The following is an 18,959-nucleotide window of genomic DNA, read 5'->3' as shown; positions in this document are numbered from 1 at the left end:
CGTCATGTCATGAGAACCGCCGTCTGTTACTATTCCCGCCACCACGGCAACACCCGGAAGGTGCTGGAGGCCATGGCCCGGGAGGGGGAGATCGACCTGATCGACGCCACCGTCCGCCAGACCGTCCGGCTGGAGGACTACGACTGCGTCGGCTTCGCCTCCGGCGTCTACTTTGGGAAGTTCCACACCAGCGTCTTACACGCCGCCCGGCAGTATCTGCCCCATGGCAAGCCTGTGTTCTTCGTCTGCACCTACGGGGGCGGCATGGGACAGAGCACCCGGGAGCTGAAGGAGCTGGCCGGGGAGCGGGGCTGCGCCGTGCTGGGGACCTTCGGCTGCAAGGGCTACGACACCTTCGGCCCCTTCAAGCTGGTGGGCGGCCTGGCCAAGGGCCGGCCGGATGAGGGGGACCTGGACCGCGCCCGCGGCTTTTTCCGGGACATCCTGACCCGCCTGTGAGAGAGGAGGCGGCGTGATGGAACTGGGACTGACCTTTCCCCTCCAGCGGTTCCTGGGGATAAAAACGCCGGCCTGGGGCACAGAGCCGGACCGGCGCTTCTGCTGGGACCTGCATGTCATCCGCCTGCGGGGCCGCGGGTGCCTACTGGCCGTCCACTGCCACAGCCGCTACGCCTTTGTCCGCTGGGATGTGCCCCCTCTCCAGCGGGAGGACATCCCCGGCCTCTTCCGCGCAGGCCTGGCCGACAGCCTCACCGCCGCCGGCCTCTCCCCGTCCCGGGTGGAGGGCTATCTGGAAAAGGCCGGGCCCGCCTGCCTCACCCGCACTCATGGCCGCCGGGAGGTGGCCTTCCTCAACCGGGCGTGGGAGGACGTGCTGGCGCTGGACCTGTGCCTGGACACGGAACGCCAGGCCCAGCCCCTGCTGGACCGCGCCGTCAACACCTGCTCCAGCCGGTGCGCAGGCTTTGAGGGACTGGGGACAGGGCTGGAGCGGATATCCGCATCGCTGTTATGAGCGGGACGCAGGGCATCCCCCCTAGTTTTCTCCTCTGCTTCGCGAGCTCTGCAAAGGCTGTTGTAAAGGCCGCAGGCCACAGAGGTAACTGTTGAGCGCGCCGCCTTGCACTGCCCGCCATTTTTTCATGCAAAAAAGAAATGGAAAGAGAGAAAAGCTATGAAGGAAGTTCTGCAAAAAAAGACGCTGTTTGTCGTCATTCCGCTGCTCATCGCACTGCTGTCCGTGTTCGTCCTTTCCGGTCCCGCCTCGTCCCCGGATCTTCACGGCTCTACTCTGGCAGCCTTGGAGGAGAAGCAGACCACCGTGCTGGAATTGTCCGCCGCCTCCGCCGCCGCTTCTGCGGCGATCACGCTGATCCCCGGTGACGTCGCCACCCCGATTGCCGACAAGCTGGCCGATCTGAGCTCCCATTTTCTGCTGGTGCTGTGTGCCGTGTTCCTGGAAAAATATCTGCTGACCATCACCGGAACGGTGACCTTTTCCTTCCTGATCCCCGTGTCCTGCCTGCTGTATGTGCTGTATGTCCTCTTTGACTGGAAAAGCCTTCGTCTGCTGGCGGCAAGGCTGACCGCGTTTGGACTGCTGATCTTTTTGGTCATCCCAGCCAGCGTCTATGTCTCTGATCTGATCGAGGACTCCTACCAGGCATCCATCGAGGCCACCATTGAAACAGCCAGAGATGCCGCCGCGGAGCTGGAGAGCGAATCAGAGACGGCGGGCGAGGGAGAAAAAGGCTTCTTTTCCGGGCTGATCTCCACCGTGACAGACGGGGTCTCCGGGATCACGGACAAAGTGGGCGAGATGGTCAACCGCTTTATGGAGGCGCTGGCCGTGATGCTGGTGACCTGCTGCGCCATCCCGGTCCTGGTCCTGCTGTCCTTCCTCTGGTTTGCCAAGATCCTGCTGTCCGTGGAGCTGCCGGTCAGTTACAGCGGCATCCACCACGGGCTGAAGGATCGGCTTTTCCGAAAAAAACGGGGAGAGCCCCAGTAAAGGCCTCCCGCAGGTCGGGTGTGCGGAGATACTTCGCACGAGCCCCCGCCAGCAAGGGAACTGATCCGATCATAACAGATGGGAAGTGGCTCTCTTATGCAGATCACAGCTGTTTTTCACCGGAAGGGGCTGCGACTGGCCACGGGTGTCCTGCTGGCGATGCTTCTTCTGGCGGCCGGATTTTTCTGGTATGTATCCGACTACTACCGGGCAGAGGATGCGGCCCTGGATGTATTGGCCAGCGGCGAGAACATTGAGGTCCGGGGCAGCCTGACCATCCTCTCCCCGTCCTATCCCACGGACACTGCCATCATCTTTTACCCCGGGGCCAAGGTGGAGGGGGCTGCCTACCTGCCTCTGCTGGACCAGCTGCGGAGGACCGGCCTCACCTGTATTCTGGTGGAGATGCCCTTCCGCATGGCCATCTTTGATGTCAACGCCGCCGAAGACGTGATGGTCCAATTTCCGGAGATCCGGCACTGGTATCTGGCCGGACACTCCATGGGCGGAGCCATGGCCTCCCAATTCGCCGCCGGGCACCGGGACCAGGTGGACGGCCTCATCCTGCTGGGGGCCTATCTCTACGGCGAATACCCGTCCGCAGACACCCTCACCGTCTACGGCTCCCTGAATCAGAGCGTGGAGGACAAGATCGACTATACGGAACATGTGGTGGAGATCGACGGCGGCAACCATGCCCAGTTCGGCAGCTACGGCCTCCAGCGGGGTGACCCGCCGGCGGAGATCACGCCTCAGGAACAGCAGGCCCGGACTGTGGAGGCCATCTCCGACTTCCTCGCCCAGCGGCAGGAGAGATAGGCGCTCCCTCCATCCTTTCCCACAGGTACTTCAGGCCCTGTGCCGCTCTCCGGGGCACAAAAGCAAATTGACAGGAGTATCGCTATGCAGACTTCAACAGATCTGAGAAACCTATTGGCCCGCATCGACCGGAAGGGCTATCCGGCCTATAAGGACACCCGGGGCGCCTATCAGTTCCCCGCCTACGTGCTGTCCATCGACCACGTACAGGGGGACCCCTTTGCCGCTCCCTCCAAATTGAGCATCCATGTGAACGGAAAGCAGGCCGGATTCCCCAGGCAGCTCTATCAGACCCCCTGCCGGCGCATCGCCCTTCAGGATGCGCTCACCCGCCAGCTTGGCCGGCGGGCGGCCCAGGCCTCCTTTCAGGCTAAGGGCTCGGGACACAGCGGCCTCATCTCTATCAGCCGGTGCGGCCAGGAGGTGCTGGAGCGGACCGCCTGCACCCTGGACCCGGAGCACGGTGATCTGCTGCTGCGGCTGGAGGTGGGCTTCCCCGCCAACGGCCGCACCATCAATGCCCGGGAGCTGGAAAAGATCCTCTTCGACCTGCTGCCCCGGTGCGTGGAGGAGTCCCTGCTCTACCGCAATCTGGACGGAAAGCGCCTCCAGGAAGCGGCTGACCTGGCGGAAGACCAGCAGGATATCCGCCGGCAGCTGCCCGCCCTGGGCCTGTGCGCCTTTGTGGCCGACGGCAGCATCCTGCCCCGGACCTCCGGCGTCTCCTCCCTGCCCATGAAGCAGGCCGTCCCCTTCCGCTCCCCCAGAGAGCTCTCGGTCACCCTGGAGCTGCCCCACCGGGGGACCATCACCGGCATGGGCATCCCCAAGGGGATCACTCTGATCGTGGGCGGCGGCTACCACGGGAAGTCCACCCTGCTCAAGGCCCTGGAGCTGGGGGTGTACGACCACATCGCCGGGGATGGGCGGGAGTATGTCATCACCGACCGCACAGCGGTCAAGATCCGTGCCGAGGACGGGAGGAGCATCCGGAACACCGACATCTCCATGTTTATCAACAACCTGCCCAACGGAAAGGACACTGTCCATTTCACCACCGAGGACGCCAGCGGCAGCACCTCCCAGGCCGCCGGCGTGGTGGAGGCCATGGAGGCGGGGACCTCCCTGCTCCTCATGGATGAGGACACCAGCGCCACCAACTTCATGATCCGGGATGAGCTGATGCAGCGGGTCATCCACCGGGACATGGAGCCTATCACCCCCTTCCTCGACCGCATCCGGGAGCTCTATGGTATCCACGGCATCTCCACTGTCATCGTGGCAGGCAGCTCCGGCGCCTTCTTCCACGCCGCCGACCGCATCATCCAGATGGACCGGTATGTCCCCCGGGACATCACCGCCTCCGCCAAGGAGGAGGCCCGGGCCTTCCCCGCCGGGAGCGCCGTCATGGAGCCTGCTCCCGCCCCCGGTCTCTGCCGCTGTCCCAGACCCTCCCCCCAGTTCCGGGGAGACCGGATCAAGCTCAAAGCCCTGGGCCGGGACGGCATATCCATCGATCGGGAGACCATCGATCTGCGGTATGTGGAGCAGCTGGCTGACGGCGAGCAGTCTGCTGCCCTGGGCTGGTGCATGGTCTACGCCCAGCGGCGCCTGATGGACGGCAGGCGCACCCTGCGCCAGATTGTGGACGAGCTGGACCGGCTGATGGAAGAACAGGGCCTGCCCGCCCTGTGCGGCTCCCCCTCCGGCGTCCCCTTCCTGGCCCGCCCCCGCCGTCAGGAGATCTTCGCCTGTTTTGACCGCTGCCGCTTCCTGGACCTGCTGTGACCGGCTGGTCCCCGCAGGCCCCACGCCCCCATCCAGATGGGGGCATTGGCCCCACCACACAGAGGCGTCCCTCTCCGGCCGGTCCGGAGGGGGACGCCTTTTCTATGGGCGGCGGTGTCAACGTGGGGCAGCGGCGCATAGATTGTTTTGGGGCCTCGCCCCGAAGGAGGTAATACGAATGGGTATTACAAATTCTAATAAAGTGATCAATACAGATAGGATCGACTGTGACGGCTCCCTGAAAGTCACGCTGGCCCTCACTGCCGCTCCTGATATTATTTCCAATCCCACTGACATCGCGCTGGTACTGGACCGCTCCGGCAGTATGACCGGGACCCCGCTGACCAACATGAAGACCGGCGCGAAGACCTTCATCGACATCATCTCCCAGTCCACCGGCGGCCAGTCCTCCGGTGAGATCGGCTCCGGCAGCCACATCGGCATCGTCAGCTTTGCCGATACGGCTCAGCAGAACACCCAGCTGATCACCTCGGTATCCACCTTGAAGAACGCTGTAGACTCCCTTTCAGCTGGCGGGAGCACCAACCATGCCGATGCCTTCTCCAAGGCCATCGCCCTCTTTGACCCCAGCTCCAGCAATGACAAGGTCATCGTCATGTTCACCGACGGAAAGACCACCGCCGGTGCGCCCCCGGCCCCCGTCGCAGCCGCCGCCCGGGCCCAGGGCATCGTCATCTACTGCATCGGCCTNCCCCCCTCGTTCTCCACCTTGAAGACCGCTGTAGACTCCCTTTCCGCTGGCGGGAGCACCAACCATGCCGATGCCTCCTCCAAGGCCATCGCCCTCTTTGCCCCCAGCTCCAGCAATGACAAGGTCATCGTCATGTTCACCGACGGAAAGACCACCGCCGGTGCGCCCCCGGCCCCCGTCGCAGCCGCCGCCCGGGCCCAGGGCATCGTCATCTACTGCATCGGCCTGCTGGGCTCTGACGGGGTGGATGTCAACGCACTCAACGACTGGGCCACCGACCCCGACGCCAGCCACGTAGCGGTCACCCCCGACGCCGCCGAACTGGAGGAGCTCTTTGCGGAGCTGGCGGCCAATATCTCCAAGACTGGTGCCACCAACATCGTCATCAACGAGACCGTGACCGCTGATTTCGTCATCACCAGCATCCTGACGCCCTCTGCCGGCAGCGCCACCATGCTCAATGCCACCTCCCTGCGCTGGACCATCCCCCAGCTGGGCGTCTCCTCCCCGGAGAGTGCTGCGCTGGAGTTCTTCATCCGCCACGTGGGCCAGAATCCCGGCACCAAGCTGGTCAATGAGTCTATCACCTACTCCGACACCGAGGGGAATGTGGTGGACTTTCCTGAGCCCACCGTGTCTGTGGAGTGCGACGTGGTGGTCAATCCTGAGGAGTGCCCCGTGCCGGCGGACCTGACCATCGAAGGCTGCTCGGACTCCGTGGTGGTGGACATGGGCAATGTCTATCTGGAGTCCCTGGGCCGCATCATCCAGATGGATGTGACCATCAAGAATGTGTGCCCTGGCAAGCGGGTGGCCCTGGCCGCCATTCTCACTGAGGTGGACGAAAATGGAATGGAGTATCAGCGCGGGACCAAGGCCATGACCATCCCGGCCCATAACTTCCCCACCTGCCGCGATGTGCTGGTCAAATGCATCAAGTTCGTGCTTCCGGAGGATCTTGATATCTCTGGCGGCTCCACCCAGGTCATGTGCAACCCCCGCAGCTTCAAGGCCCGGTTCATCGCCCACAACATCGACAGCGACTTCCGCTGCTGTGAGTCTGTCCTGACCCTGTAAACTGCCTCTTTCCCCGCAAACCACCGCCTTCCGGCGGTGGTACATACCTCCCCGGGCCGTTTCTTCTCCTTCTGGCGGGGCGTCTTGCCGCTTTCCTGGTCTTCGGACAAACTTCCCAAGAAATATGCTCCCGACGGTCGGGTCCCTTTGGCCTGTTCCGACTTTGGGGAGCATGATACTTGTATGGTCCCGGCGGCCCCGCCCGCTCCGTCCTGTAAGCGCAGCAGTGCGGTCAGCGCCTTCCCGGCGCTGGCCGCACTGATTTGGTCCCTGCCAGTCCCCTATTGAAAATACTTCTCCCGGATCTGCTGGATGGGCATCTCCCGCCCGGTCCACAGGCGGAAGGATGCCGCCCCCTGGTGGAGCAGCATATACATCCCGTTGAAGGTCTTCAGTCCCGCCTCTCGGGCCATCCTCAGCAGCTGTGTCTCCCGGGGCTGGTAGATCACGTCCGACACGGTCAGCCCGGCGTGGAGCCAGGAGGCGTCGGGGATCAGGCAGCCCGGTATCCGCTCCATACCCACCGGCGTGGTGTTCACCAGAAGGTCCGCCTGCCCCAGGCAGGTCCGCAGCGCCTCCCGGTCGTCCAGATCGTGGAGGACCACCCGGCACTGGGAGGCCCGCTCCAGCTCGGCCACCACCCGCTCCGCCCGGGGCCAGAAGGCGTCCCTGGGGTTGAACACATCAATGGCCGCCATTCCGTCCAGAGCGGCCTGGACCAGGACGGCGGTGCCGGCACCGTCGGCACCCAGCTGGACCATCCGCTTCCCCTCCGGCTGAAAGCCCGCCTCCCGGGCGCTCCTCATATAGCCCTCCCCATCGGTGGTGTGGCCCACCAGGCTTCCGCCCTCGTTGACCACGGTGTTGACCGCCCCGCAGATGCGGGCGGCCGGAGAGAGGCGCTCGCACAGGGCCGCCGCCGCAGTCTTGTGGGGCATGGTCACGTTGAAGCCACGCACCCCCAGAGCCTTCAGCCCCTCCACCGCCTCGGCCAGGCGGTCCGGCGCCACGTCAAAGGCCAGGTAGGTATAGTCCAGGTCCAGCAGAGCGCAGGCCTCGTTGTGCATCGCGGGGGAGATGCTGTGGGCCACCGGGCTGCCCAGCAGGCACAGCAGTCCCGTGCGGCCGGTGACTTGACGGCTCATTTATCCCCCTCCCCTCAGCTCCGGGGGGCCAGGGCCCGGTGGAGGATATCCATGGCGGCGTTCAGCTCCTCCACGGGGATCTGCCCGGGGGCGGAGACCTGGCCCACCGCGCCGAAGGTCATGGCCGAGCCGAAGTACTCCCCGCACAGGCGGCTGACCACCCCGGCCCCCATGGACATGGTGATGATGGGCCGGTCGGCGTACTTCCCGCTCATCTCCTGGGTGGCGTCCAGCAGGGCAATGACATCTCCCGGGCACCGGGGCATCACCGCGATCTTCGGAATGTCCGCCCCCAGCTCCTGCATCTTCCGCAGGCGGAAGAGCAGGTCAGCCTTGTCCGGCGTGCCGCCGAAGTCGTGGTTGGAGCCCACCACCGCTTTCCCCGCGGCGTGGATGGCCTGAATGTTCCGGCGGACCACCTCGTCCCCGGAGAAGACCTCCACATCCACGGCGTCCGCGTCTCCCGACTGGGCCACCGCGGTGTTCAGCGCCGTATAGGCCTCCATGTCGATCTCCTTCTCGCCCCCCTCCTTCCTGGTGCGGAAGGTGAACAGGATGGGGGTCTCCCCCAGGATCTCCCGCAGCCCCTTCAGTGTGCTCAGCACCTTAGGCAGCTGGAAGACATCCTCATAGAAGTCCACCCGCCACTCCACCACGTCCAGGGCGTGGGCACGGAACTCCCGGGCCTTCTCCAGGATGCCCTGGGCCGTAGCGGCCACGATGGGGACGATCACCTTGGGCTTTCCGCAGCCCACCTCGACATTGCGCAGCATCACTGTTTTCATCAAAACTTTCTCCTTTGCCAAATATCAAAATACGGGGGGCCGCCGCAGGTATCCCTGCGGCAGCCCCAGATCCAATTTTTCAAAAGCCCAGCTGCTTTGAGATGCTCCTGCCGTCCAGGGCATTGGGCGCTGTCCCCAGGTGCACGCTCTCAGCCGCAGCCAGACCTGCCGCCTCTCCCAGGCGCATACAGGTTATCATGACACGGATGCAGGCGTGGGCCGCATAATCAGTGGAAATACACCGCCCCGCCAGCAGGAGGTTGGAGATCTCGTTGGTGACCAGACAGTGGTAAGGGATATAGAACACGCCCGTCTTGGGCTTGACGATGGTGCTGGAGACACCGTCGGTGTCATGGATATCCACAGGGTAGGAGCTTCTGACTACAGGGTCTGCAAAGAGCTTCCCCTCTACCACGTCCTCACCCGTGAGGACATATTTCCCCTGGATCCTTCGGGAGTCCCGCAGGCCGGTGAAATCTCCTGTAGAGATGAGGTAGGCCTTCTCAAATCCCGGCACGTTTTCAATAAAGAAGCGGCTGATCCTCCTTACCTGACGCCGGGCCTCCATCTCCGCCCGGCTCCACTGAGCCGCATCCAGAGGATCGATCCGAATTCGGCTCATATTGGAGTAGATCGTTCCGGATGGGAGGGGGCGTGCCAACAGGTTATTGACATAAAGGCACCCTTCTTCGATCCCCTTCTGTGCCAGACGCTCCCGCTCCGGCTGGCTGACCTGCTCATACCGCGCTATGTCCACACCGGCCATTTTGTACATCAAGGTCCCGGGCTGAAGGACTCCTTTTTCGTCCCCTATCTCCCAGCGGCAGCCGGCACTGACCGCCACGCTCCCATGGAAGGAGGCGTCAATGACCACTTTGCCGCTCACAGTTTGGACCCCCTGCTCGTTGTGGATGGTCAGTGCGGTGATGACGCCGTCCTCTACCTGCGCGCCGATGACCCGGGTATGAAGGAGCAGCTCCACGCCCGCCTGGTCCACCAGATCGAAGATCAGATCTTTGAGTATCTCGGACTCATAGGGGATGACTGGGATATCCAGGTCTCTGCGTCCGCATAGATAGATCGTCTCGATGCCGGGGGTCCCGCCCGCAGCGGCGAGGCCGTCCATCACGTCCTTGATGATGCCCTGCTGAGGCCTGTCCGGCTCACCATCGGCAAAACCCATGAACATGCTCACCTGCGCTCCGGTGGCGGTCCCGCCCAAATACGCCTTTTCCTCGATGAGCAGCGTCTTTGCGCCCCCTCTGGCGGCCGTCACAGCGGCTGCAAAACCGGCGGTACCGCCGCCGACCACAATAACATCAAACTGTCGTTCCATAAGCAGCTCTCCTTTCCCTCTGTCACATGATGGCCGCGGCGATCGGGTAGCCCACCACCGCAAAGATCACGGCCGCTGTGACGGACCACAAGAGCCCATATTTGAGCATCGTATCCGTATTCAGCCATCCGGACCCGGCCGCAATGGCGGCGTGGGCCGTGGAGGGCGGAGTCGCGCAGGCCACGCAGGCACAGGCGCCGATCACGCAGGTCAACGCGGCAGGATCGACCCCGGAAATAGCTCCGCCGTACACCAGCGGCAGCGAGATGCTGTACATCAGAGTGACGGTGACCGTGTTGGAGGCAAAGTTGGTGATCATGACCGTGGCCAGGGCGATAAACAGCACGAAGATAATGGGGGACATACTGCCGATGATGGGGGAGAGCGCTCCGCTGACCACAGCGGTGATGCCCGCTTCTTCATGGGTCAGGGCGCTGCCCAGCACGCTGGTGGCCGCCACCATGAACACAGCACCCCAGGGCACCCCCTTGGCCACGGCCTCATTGAAGTTCATCAGAGGCTTCCCCTCCACATGGAGGACGCACAGCAGGCACGCTCCGATCATGGCCGGGGTGGGCGTCCCCAGCGAGGAGATGGCGGAGGCCACCTCGGGCAGGACAGGCGCAATGATCCCGGGCAGCAGCCACATGGCCACCACCAGCACGAAGACGAGCAGCGTATATTTCTCCTGGCGGCTCATCGGAGTGGTCTCAGACTTCAGCACAGAGCTGTCCAGACTGCTCAGGCGCTCCGTCCCTGGACGACAGACGAATTTGGTCAGCACCATGGACGCCGCGAAAGTGACCAGGCATGCCGCTACGCCGAAGATGGTATAGGAGACGAAATTCACCGGGACCCCGGCGTCGTTCTCATACAGGGAGAGTGCCATCGTGGTGACCGTGTGGGCGATCGGGGTGGCAGCAGTGGACAGGGAGGCAAAAAACAGGATGCCCAGCACGACGATCTGAGGGAAACGGTCGCCCTTCTCGTACTTCAATTCCTTGAAGATCTGCTCTGCAATGGGCAGGCAGACGATAAAGGCCGGGATGGGAGACATAAAGGAACCGATGACCAGGGGAGCCAGAAACAGCAGCCCCAAAAACAGCCAGGGGTTCTTCTGCGCCCAGGGCCGGGTGACGAACCAGACCGCGCAGCGCTTGAGGAAGCCGGTCTGGCCCAGGGTATAGGTCACCATGGAGCTGAAAAGCACAAAGGAAGTGATCCAGCCCCCCATAGAGCCCGACAGGCCGCTGGAATACGTGTACAGCGGGGACAGGATCAGCGCGATGATGCACAGGATACTGGGCCAGGTGACCGAAACGAACATCCACAGCAGGATCGTGCCGATGAAAATACCGGCCACCTGCATCCCCAGAGGGGTCAGCCCAAAGACGGGGGGCAGAAACTGACATCCAAACATAAGCAGGACGCCGATGATAGTCGCGATCGTTTTTTTCGTACTCATGATCTTCTCACATTCCTCCTGATCTGATTTTCAAGCCGGCTCGTTCTCTGTGTCAAATTATAGAGCAAACCATCTCAGGAGCAATTCTTCTTCCCTCTCTATTTATTCTCAAGAGGAATAAATAGAATCTTTTATTCCTTTTTTGTGCATTTTCCCCTCTCTTTCTCCTGGTATTTTCCACTCTGCCCCCAAAACATTCGGTCCATTCTCATTGTAACGGGGCAGGCGTCATGCTATAATGAAAAGGATCATTCTGAGAGGGGGTGCTCTGTTGGAGCTGGACCAGGTCCGCCACGTGCTGGCGGTGGTAAAATACCGCACATTTCTGGAGGCATCCTTTCAGCTCAACCGCTCTCAGTCCTCCCTGTCCAAAAGCATCCGCCGGCTGGAGGAGGAGCTGGGGATCTCCATCTTTGAGCGCACCACCCGCCGCGTGGAGCTGACCCCGGCAGGCCGTGACTTCGTCGCTTACGCCGAACAGATGATGGTCTGTTATGAAGGGATGCTCCACGCCATGGAACAGCACCGCAGCAACGGCAAGCGCTCCCTCCGGGTGGGCAGCATCTATTTCGGCCTGCACAACCGCCTGGCCCCTCTGGTGGCCAATTTTTCCAAGCTCCACCCCAGCATGGAGATCGAGATCCGGGAATCCACCACCACGCCGCTCCTTCAGGATCTCCATAAAGGGGAGCTGGATGTGGTCTTTGTCTCCAGCATGTACCCGGAAGGAGCTGAGCGGGCCAATTTCTCTCAGTATCCAGAATACCGCTCCCATTCCTGCTTCCGGGAGTCCTATCAGATCGTGGTCAGCCGGGACCACCCCTTTGCAGGCCGGAGCCAGCTCACATATGAGGACCTGGCTGACCAGCCCTTTATCATGACGGACCGGACCATGGACGTCTATCACAGGGCCGTTCAGAAAGCCTTTGACGCCCACAGGGTCCCCCTGCATATCGCCATGTACTGCACCACTGTCCGCTCTGTTCTGCATATGGTCTCCCAGAACATGGGGATCGCCATGCTCTCTCCCCTGGTCATCGAGGAGTCGGACGACCTGTGCATCATCCCCCTGAAGGATGCCCTGCTGCGGGACACTCAGATGGTGATCCTCAACCAGAAAGAGATCCCGCCCCACGTGAGATCCTTTTATCATTATGTCAAGACTCAAAATCTGGCGTAGCCTTTTTTCGATATCCTGAAAGGCCCCGCGGGGTCTGCCGTTGAGCGGACCTCACGGGGCTTTTCATTCCGGCATCCACCGTGGGGCGGACGCCTCACGCCGCTCTGAGATCTTGCGTGCCAGGCGGCCGCTTACAGCACCGCGGCGGCGATGGGGTAGCCCACAAAGGCCAGGATCACGATGCTCAGCAGGGCCATCAGGCCGCCGTACTTGAACATGTCCTTCACGTCCACCCAGCCGGTGCCGGCCACCACGGCCATGGGCATGGTGCTGGGGGGAGTGGCGAAGGCGTAGGAGGCCGCGGCTCCGATGACGGAGGCCAGGGCTACCATATTGATGTTGCCCATAGCCAGGGCGATGGGGGCGGAGATGGTATAGAACACGGTGGCGCACACGGTGTTGGAGGAGAAGTTGGTTGCGATGATGCACAGGGTGGCGATGACCAGGATGAAGATGGTCTGGTTCATCCCGGAGACCAGGGGGGTGACGTTGCTGATAAGGAAGTCGGAGATGCCCACCTTCTCCAGCGTCAGGGCGCCGCTGATGACCAGAACGGCGGCATTGAAGATCAGGGCGCTCCAGGGCACGCCGCGGGCGGCCGCGTCCTTATAATCCATAATGGGCTTGCCGTCCACCTTGGTCAGGCAGAGGATCACGATGGCCACCATCACAGGCACCGCATTGCCCAGCGCAGAGATATACCCGCCGACGGTGGGGGCGATGTCCTTCAGGAAGCCCTGGAGGAGCCAGATCACGATGACCACCACGAACAGGACCGCGGAGATCTTCTCCTGCACGCTCATGGGCTGGAGGTCAGAGCGCAGCCTGGTGGCATCATAGTGGCGCAGCTTGTTTAGGTCCGGGCGGTAGAGCAGGCGGTACACCAGGATCAGGGCCGCAAAGATCAGCAGGCCGGTGACAATGCCGAAAGCGCTGTATGCCATGATGTTCACGGACAGGCCGGTCTGGGACTCCAGCAGCTGGATGGGGATCAGGATGATGGCGTGGCCCAGGGGGGTGTTGGCGGAGCCGATCCCCACCGCGATGCCCAGGCCCAGCACCAGCATCTGGGGGAAGCGGTCCCCCTTCTCATACTTCAGCTCCTTGAAGACCTGCTCCGCGATGGGCAGGAAGACCAGCAGGGCCGCGGTCTGAGACATGAAGGAGGCCATGAACATGGCCCCGAAGAGGAACATGGTCACGAACATCCATGGGCTGCGCTGGGCCAGCTTGTTGGTAAAAAACCAGATGGCCAGCCGGCGGGTGAGGCCCACCTGGGACAGCACGTGGCTGAGCATGAAGAACACCAGCAGGAAGGCGATGGTGGAGTTGCCGAAGCCGCTTTTAAAGATATCCCCCGGCGACATGATCTGGAAGATGGCCAGGATCGCCATGCACAGCAGGCTGGGCCAGTCGGTGCCGATGAAGTTCCACATGAGCATGATGCCGATGAAGATACCGATGACCTGCATGCTGGTCTGGTTCAGGCCCGCGGGAGCGGGGATGAACTGGAACAGCAGGATGAACGCAAAGGAGATCAGCAGCATCACGAGTTTTGAGGTCTTGCCTTTCACTTTTGGATCTCTCCCTTCTCTTTCTTACACACCATATTTCTGATCCAGACAGCTCCGCAGGCTGGCGGAGGAGATCTGGTCCAGAGTCTTGTTTTCCCGCAGGGCCAATGCCGCCGCATAGCCCGCCGACTCTCCCACGTTCATCATGATGGGCATGACCCGGACCGCCCCAAAGGCCTTCGGGTCCGCGGACAGGCACTTTCCGGCCGCCAGGGTCCGCTTCATCCCCAGGGGGAGCAGGCTGCGGTAAGGGATATGATAGACCCCGGGGAGCATCTTCCACACCACGGTGTTGGTCACGGGGTCGTGGAGGTCCATGGGATAGCATCCGCAGGCCACCCGGTCCTCAAAGCAGGTCATCCGCTCCAGATCCTCGATGGTCAGCCGGTAGGCCCCCCGGATGCGCCGGGCGTCCCGCACACCGGCCAGAGGGGCGATGCCGGAGAGGTAGGCCCCCTCCAGGCCGGGCACCTCCCGCTGGACGAAGCGGAAGATGGGCTCGATCTGGGACCTCAGCTCCACCATCCCCCGGGTGGCGTCGGCCAGATCCTCGTGGTCAAACTTGGCCCGGGTGACATTCAGGCTCACGTCCCGGGTGCCGGGGATGGGGGTAAAGGCCAGGATGCCTCCCTTCAGCACACCGCTCTCCCGGCCCTGCCGGATGGTCTCCCCCAGGCGTGGGCTGTGGATAAAGGCGTCCAGCTGGTCCAGGTCCACGTTGGAGATGCGGAACATCAGGGTGGCGATCATCCGCTCCCTCTCGTCCGCCGCCTCCGTCTCCCCGCCCAGCGCCTGGACCAGGGAGGCGTTTCCGGTGGCGTCGATCAGGTATTTTCCGGAGAGGGCGATCTCCTGATACGGCCCCCGGGCCGTGATCTGACACTCCTCCTCTCCCTCTCTGGCCGCGGTCAGCTCCGTCTCATAGAGCAGGGTGATCCCCGCCTCCACGGCCAGCTGCTCCAGCAGAAGCTTGAGCCGCTCCGGGTCATAGCGGAGGCGGTCGATCTTCACCTCTTTGTTGGAGGACATTGGGACTGCGAAGTGGTAGGCCGCATGTCCGCCCCAGATCAGGCGGTCAAAGACCTCCCGCTCGATCCCCCGGTAGAGGGGCGCCCCCTGAAAGCCCGCCGCGTTCATCTCGGTCAGACCGGAGCTGGCGGCCAGGCCGCCCAGGCAGGTCCCCCGCTCCACCACGGCCACCTTCAGCCCCTCCCGGGCCGCGGCGATGGCGCTGAAGGCCCCGGCTGTGCCGCCTCCCACCACGATCAGATCAAACTGTGTCTCTTGCTGCATGTACTCCCTTCTTTCTTCTGTTGTTTGGCGTCATTTTAACCAAAATCCGGGACAAAAAGCAATCTCACTTTGGAAAGTCATATTTCCGAAACGGAATCGGATTCTATTTTCAAGGCATATTCCATTCCAAAACAGCATATCATTCTGTTTTGGAATTTTTATTTTCCAATTTGGTATCATACTGCCTGGGATTTTGGGAAACTCTCGTTGTCTTTCTCCGCCCCCCATGGTATCATAGGGCATATCACGGCAATCTGCACAAGGGATGGATGTCAGATGGACCTGTTTCAGTTGAAATGCTTTGTCAATGTGGTGGATCAGCGGAGCTTTACAAAGGCCGCCTTTGAGGTCTCCAGCTCCCAGTCCGCCCTGTCCAAGCAGATCAGCAAGCTGGAGGATGAGCTGAACGTCCGTCTGTTTGACCGCAGCCGCCGGGTGGTGACGCTGACGCCCGCAGGCCGGGAGTTCGAGCCCCACGCCCGAAAGCTGCTGGCCGACTATGACGAGATGATGGCCTCCATCAAGCGGTTCTCCAACAGCGGGCATCTGCACATCGGCAGTGTGGACCACATGGGCCGGGTGGGGCTGACTACCCCCATCTCCACCTTTTTGAAGCAGTATCCCGACGGCGGCGTCACCATCGACATCGAGCGGGGGACCTCCCTGGGGGTGATGGACCAGCTGGTGGCGGGAAAGCTGGATATGGCCTTCATCGCCCACATCATCTCCCCCTTTTCCAAGGCGTCCAACATCGACGCCTATCAGCTGGACCACTACCGCCTCTATACCCTAGTGGTGGACAACTACCACGCCATCGTCAGCCGCCGCCATCGGTTCGCCGGGCTGGATGTGGTCACCTGGCAGGATCTGGCGGAGGAAAAGCTGGTCATTCTGGACAAGAGCTACGGTCTCAATGCCATCATCCGGGAATCCTTCCGCCAGTGCGGCCTGCGGCCCAACATCGCCTTCGAGTGCGACCAGGTGGACGCCATCCTGGGGATGGTGGAGGGAAATTTCGGGATCTCCATCCTCTCCAAGCGCATTGCCGCCACCCAGTATGACGTGGAGGCCATCCCCATCGACCCGCCCATCTCCCGCAACACCGTGCTGGTGGTCCCCAAGGAGGTGGAGGCCCGCCAGCGGCTGGCCGGCGGCTTTGTCCGCCACATCGTGGATTATTACAGGGACAACACCCCCGGCCCCTGCGGGGAGCCGTAGCCTCCGCCCTCCGCGCCCGGGCGGTTCCCGGCATTCTCCCCCCTCGCGCACTGTCCGTCGGACGGAGCGCGAGGGGGGAGCTTTCTGTCCGGCCCTGCCTCTCGACAGGGCCTCCTCCCCGTGGTACAATGGACAAAACCACAAAGGAGACTGTCCCGGGACATGGAGACAAACATTTTGATCGTAGACGACGAGGCCGCCATCGCCGACTTGGTGGAGGTCTATCTGAAAAATGAGGGCTACACCGTCCACAAGTTCGGCCGCGCGGGGGACGCCCTGGCCTGTGTGGCCTCCACGCCGCTTGACCTGGCCATCCTGGATGTGATGCTCCCGGATATGGACGGCTTCACCCTGTGCCAGAAGATCCGGGAGGCGCACCTGTTCCCCATCCTGATGCTCACTGCCAGGGTGGAGGACATGGACAAGATCATGGGGCTGACCCTGGGGGCGGATGACTACCTCACCAAGCCCTTCAATCCTCTGGAGCTGGTGGCCCGGGTCAAGACCCAGCTCCGGCGGTACACCCGGTACAACCAGGGCGGCCAGCCGGGGGGAGAGGTGCAGGAGCACGACTTCCGGGGGCTCCAGATCTCCCGGGCCACCCACAAGTGCGTGCTGTTCGGCGAGGAGCTCCCCCTGACCCCCCTGGAATTTTCCATCCTATGGTACCTGTGCCAGCACCGGGGGCAGGTGGTGTCCAGCGAGGAGCTGTTCGAGTCGGTGTGGGGAGAGAAGTATATGGACAGCAACAACACCGTCATGTCCCACATCGCCCGCCTGCGGGAGAAGATGCACGAACCCAGCCGAAAGCCGAAATTCATCAAGACTGTGTGGGGGGTGGGCTACACCATTGAGTAAGGAACGCAAGCCCCGTCTGGCGCAGCGGCTCCAGACAGACCGTGGGCTCTACCGCGCCCTCCAGCGCTGGGGGTATTATCTGCTGGCCCTGATGGCCTGGGTGACCGTGGTGCTGGCGGTCTCCGCCCTGGGGGTCCTGGTGTGCAGCCGCCTTACCTGGTATGAGACCGACCCTCTCTACCACCTGCTCCTGTGGGTCCGGGACTACTACTTCTTTTTCTGCATAGCGGTGGTCCTGCTGGGCTGGGTGGTCATCAGCTGGCACTTCATCTCCCGCCCAGTCCGCCAGCTGGATGCGCTGATCGGCGCCTCCGCCCAGCTCACCCGTCCCACGGAGGAGCCCATCCGCCTGCCCGCCTCCATGAAGAGCGTGGAGGACCAGCTGAACCTGGCCCGGGAGGAGGCCCTGCGTGCCCAGCGGGCCGCCCGGGAGGCGGAGCAGCGGAAAAACGACCTGGTGGTCTATCTGGCCCACGACCTGAAGACCCCCCTCACCAGCGTCATCGGCTATCTGACACTGCTCCGTGACGAGCCCCAGCTCTCCCCGGAGCTGCGCGCCCGCTACACCGGCATCGCCCTGGACAAGGCGGAGCGTCTGGAGGAGCTCATCAACGAATTCTTTGAGATCACCCGCTTCAACCTCAGCCATCTGGAGCTGGAGAAGCAGCCCGTGGACCTGTGCCGGATGCTCCAGCAGGTGGTCAGCGAGTTCGCCCCCATGCTGGGGGAGCGGGACCTGACCTGCGCCCTGGAGCTTCCCCCCAGCCTGGAATATGACTGCGACCCGGACAAGCTGGCCCGGGTGTTTGACAACCTGCTCCGCAACGCCTGCCATTACAGCACTCCCGGCAGCGTGGTCCGCATCTCCGGCGGGGAGGAGGGGGATTCCATTGTCCTCAGGTTCCTCAACTCCGGGCGGACCATCCCCCCGGAGAAGCTGGCGCGCATCTTTGACCAGTTCTTCCGCCTGGACAGCTCCCGCGCCACCCGGACGGGGGGCGCGGGCCTTGGCTTGGCCATAGCCAAGGAGATCCTGACTCTCCACGGCGGGACCATCACCGCCTGGAGCCGGGAGGATCAGGTCTGCTTCCAGGTGACGCTGCCCCGGGGCGGACGGCGGGAGGAGGGTCCAGCACGTGAGCCATGACGCCGCCCCCCTGTTCGCAGGCTGGGAGAAGGGGATGATCCTCTCCTGTCTCCAGGGGCACATGGGCCAGGTGCGCACCGGGGGCGGGCATCCGCCGGAGAGCGCCCTGTGCGCCATCGGAGATTTCTGCTTTTTCGCCGGCCGGCCGGACCCGGCCCTGGTGCGGCAGGCCGACCGGCCCCTGCTGGTCCCCCGGACCGGGGACTGGGCCCCCGTGATCCGGGCGGTGTGGGGCCGCCGTGCCGTCCCCTTCCTCCGCTATGCCCTCTGTGGGGCCCCGGAGGACTTTGACCGGGACCGGCTGGCCGCCTTCGCCGCCGCCCTGCCCCCAGGCTTCTCCCTCTCCCCCATTCTGGCCGGGCACTATCCCCTGCTGACGGCCCAGGACTGGTCCCGGGACCTGTGCGGCAATTTCCGGGACGGTCCCGACTTCGCCCGGCGTGGGCTGGGGGTCATCGCTCTTCGGGACGGGGTCCCCGCGGCCGGCGCCTCCTCCTACGCCGTCTGGGACGGCGGCATCGAGATCCAGATCGACACCCGGCCGGACCTGCGCCGCCGGGGGCTGGCCCTGTCCTGCGGCGCCCGGCTGA

General features: G+C 63.1%; 17 protein-coding genes. 11 read left to right on the top strand and 6 right to left on the bottom strand.

Annotated features, from left to right (window positions below; genetic code table 11):
• Positions 1-9 precede the first annotated feature (9 nt).
• The 6 genes from BN1969_RS12360 to BN1969_RS12335 all read left to right on the top strand — a co-directional run bounded on the left by BN1969_RS12360 (position 10) and on the right by BN1969_RS12335 (position 6,368).
• Positions 10-459, top strand: a complete 450-nt coding sequence (locus BN1969_RS12360) for a flavodoxin family protein (protein ID WP_050624571.1) — start codon at positions 10-12, stop codon at positions 457-459.
• Positions 460-475: 16 nt separating this feature from the next.
• A complete protein-coding gene (locus BN1969_RS12355; RefSeq protein ID WP_050624570.1) occupies positions 476-976 on the top strand; it encodes a DUF6933 domain-containing protein in 501 nt (166 codons plus the stop codon).
• Between the two features lie 159 nt (positions 977-1,135).
• Entirely contained in the window at positions 1,136-1,972 is an 837-nt protein-coding gene (locus tag BN1969_RS12350; RefSeq protein WP_050624569.1) for a hypothetical protein, read from the top strand.
• Positions 1,973-2,068: 96 nt separating this feature from the next.
• Complete coding sequence (locus BN1969_RS12345; RefSeq protein WP_050624568.1) at positions 2,069-2,791, top strand: alpha/beta fold hydrolase; 723 nt, start codon at positions 2,069-2,071, stop codon at positions 2,789-2,791.
• 84 nt (positions 2,792-2,875) lie between these two features.
• The gene (locus tag BN1969_RS12340) at positions 2,876-4,579 is read left to right on the top strand and encodes an ABC-ATPase domain-containing protein (RefSeq protein ID WP_050624567.1); all 1,704 of its coding nucleotides are present in this window, start codon (positions 2,876-2,878) and stop codon (positions 4,577-4,579) included.
• Positions 4,580-4,757: 178 nt separating this feature from the next.
• Positions 4,758-6,368, top strand: a complete 1,611-nt coding sequence (locus BN1969_RS12335; RefSeq protein WP_050624566.1) for a vWA domain-containing protein — start codon at positions 4,758-4,760, stop codon at positions 6,366-6,368.
• 281 nt (positions 6,369-6,649) lie between these two features.
• Here BN1969_RS12335 and aroE read toward each other — a convergent pair whose 3' ends face one another.
• The 4 genes from aroE to BN1969_RS12315 all read right to left on the bottom strand — a co-directional run bounded on the left by aroE (position 6,650) and on the right by BN1969_RS12315 (position 11,099).
• Complete coding sequence (gene aroE / locus BN1969_RS12330; protein WP_050624565.1) at positions 6,650-7,513, bottom strand: shikimate dehydrogenase; 864 nt, start codon at positions 7,511-7,513, stop codon at positions 6,650-6,652.
• A 14-nt stretch (positions 7,514-7,527) separates the two neighbouring features.
• Complete coding sequence (gene aroD / locus BN1969_RS12325) at positions 7,528-8,301, bottom strand: type I 3-dehydroquinate dehydratase (RefSeq protein WP_336454709.1); 774 nt, start codon at positions 8,299-8,301, stop codon at positions 7,528-7,530.
• Between the two features lie 76 nt (positions 8,302-8,377).
• Entirely contained in the window at positions 8,378-9,634 is a 1,257-nt protein-coding gene (locus BN1969_RS12320) for an FAD-dependent oxidoreductase (protein WP_050624563.1), read from the bottom strand.
• Between the two features lie 22 nt (positions 9,635-9,656).
• Positions 9,657-11,099 carry an SLC13 family permease gene (locus tag BN1969_RS12315; RefSeq protein WP_050624562.1) on the bottom strand — a complete coding sequence of 481 codons (1,443 nt, stop codon included), beginning with the start codon at positions 11,097-11,099 and terminating at the stop codon, positions 9,657-9,659.
• Between the two features lie 238 nt (positions 11,100-11,337).
• Between BN1969_RS12315 and BN1969_RS12310 the strand changes: the two genes are divergently transcribed.
• Positions 11,338-12,279 carry a LysR family transcriptional regulator gene (locus BN1969_RS12310; protein ID WP_082203584.1) on the top strand — a complete coding sequence of 314 codons (942 nt, stop codon included), beginning with the start codon at positions 11,338-11,340 and terminating at the stop codon, positions 12,277-12,279.
• Between the two features lie 131 nt (positions 12,280-12,410).
• Here BN1969_RS12310 and BN1969_RS12305 read toward each other — a convergent pair whose 3' ends face one another.
• Both BN1969_RS12305 and BN1969_RS12300 read right to left on the bottom strand, forming a co-directional pair.
• Positions 12,411-13,853 (bottom strand): SLC13 family permease, encoded by a 1,443-nt coding sequence (locus tag BN1969_RS12305; protein ID WP_050624560.1) that lies wholly within the window; start codon positions 13,851-13,853, stop codon positions 12,411-12,413.
• Between the two features lie 24 nt (positions 13,854-13,877).
• Positions 13,878-15,146 carry an FAD-dependent oxidoreductase gene (locus BN1969_RS12300; RefSeq protein ID WP_050624559.1) on the bottom strand — a complete coding sequence of 423 codons (1,269 nt, stop codon included), beginning with the start codon at positions 15,144-15,146 and terminating at the stop codon, positions 13,878-13,880.
• A gap of 276 nt (positions 15,147-15,422) precedes the next feature.
• On the opposite strand from BN1969_RS12300, the gene BN1969_RS12295 reads away from it, so the two are divergent.
• The 4 genes from BN1969_RS12295 to BN1969_RS12280 form a co-directional block, all read left to right on the top strand.
• On the top strand, positions 15,423-16,364 hold the full coding sequence (locus BN1969_RS12295; RefSeq protein ID WP_050624558.1) for a LysR family transcriptional regulator: 942 nt from the start codon (positions 15,423-15,425) through the stop codon (positions 16,362-16,364).
• A 162-nt stretch (positions 16,365-16,526) separates the two neighbouring features.
• Entirely contained in the window at positions 16,527-17,222 is a 696-nt protein-coding gene (vanR, locus tag BN1969_RS12290; protein ID WP_050624557.1) for a VanR-ABDEGLN family response regulator transcription factor, read from the top strand.
• Entirely contained in the window at positions 17,215-18,369 is a 1,155-nt protein-coding gene (locus BN1969_RS18995) for a sensor histidine kinase (RefSeq protein WP_329736908.1), read from the top strand. Before vanR ends, BN1969_RS18995 begins: the two co-directional genes overlap by 8 nt.
• The coding region (locus BN1969_RS12280; RefSeq protein WP_050624556.1) for a GNAT family N-acetyltransferase at positions 18,359-18,959 on the top strand (601 nt) is incomplete at its 3' end. The genes BN1969_RS18995 and BN1969_RS12280, both read left to right, overlap by 11 nt.

The sequence above is a fragment of the Clostridium phoceensis genome, assembly GCF_001244495.1.
Classification (GTDB): domain Bacteria; phylum Bacillota; class Clostridia; order Oscillospirales; family Oscillospiraceae; genus Lawsonibacter; species Lawsonibacter asaccharolyticus.
This window is presented reverse-complemented; position numbering and strand designations above follow the sequence as displayed.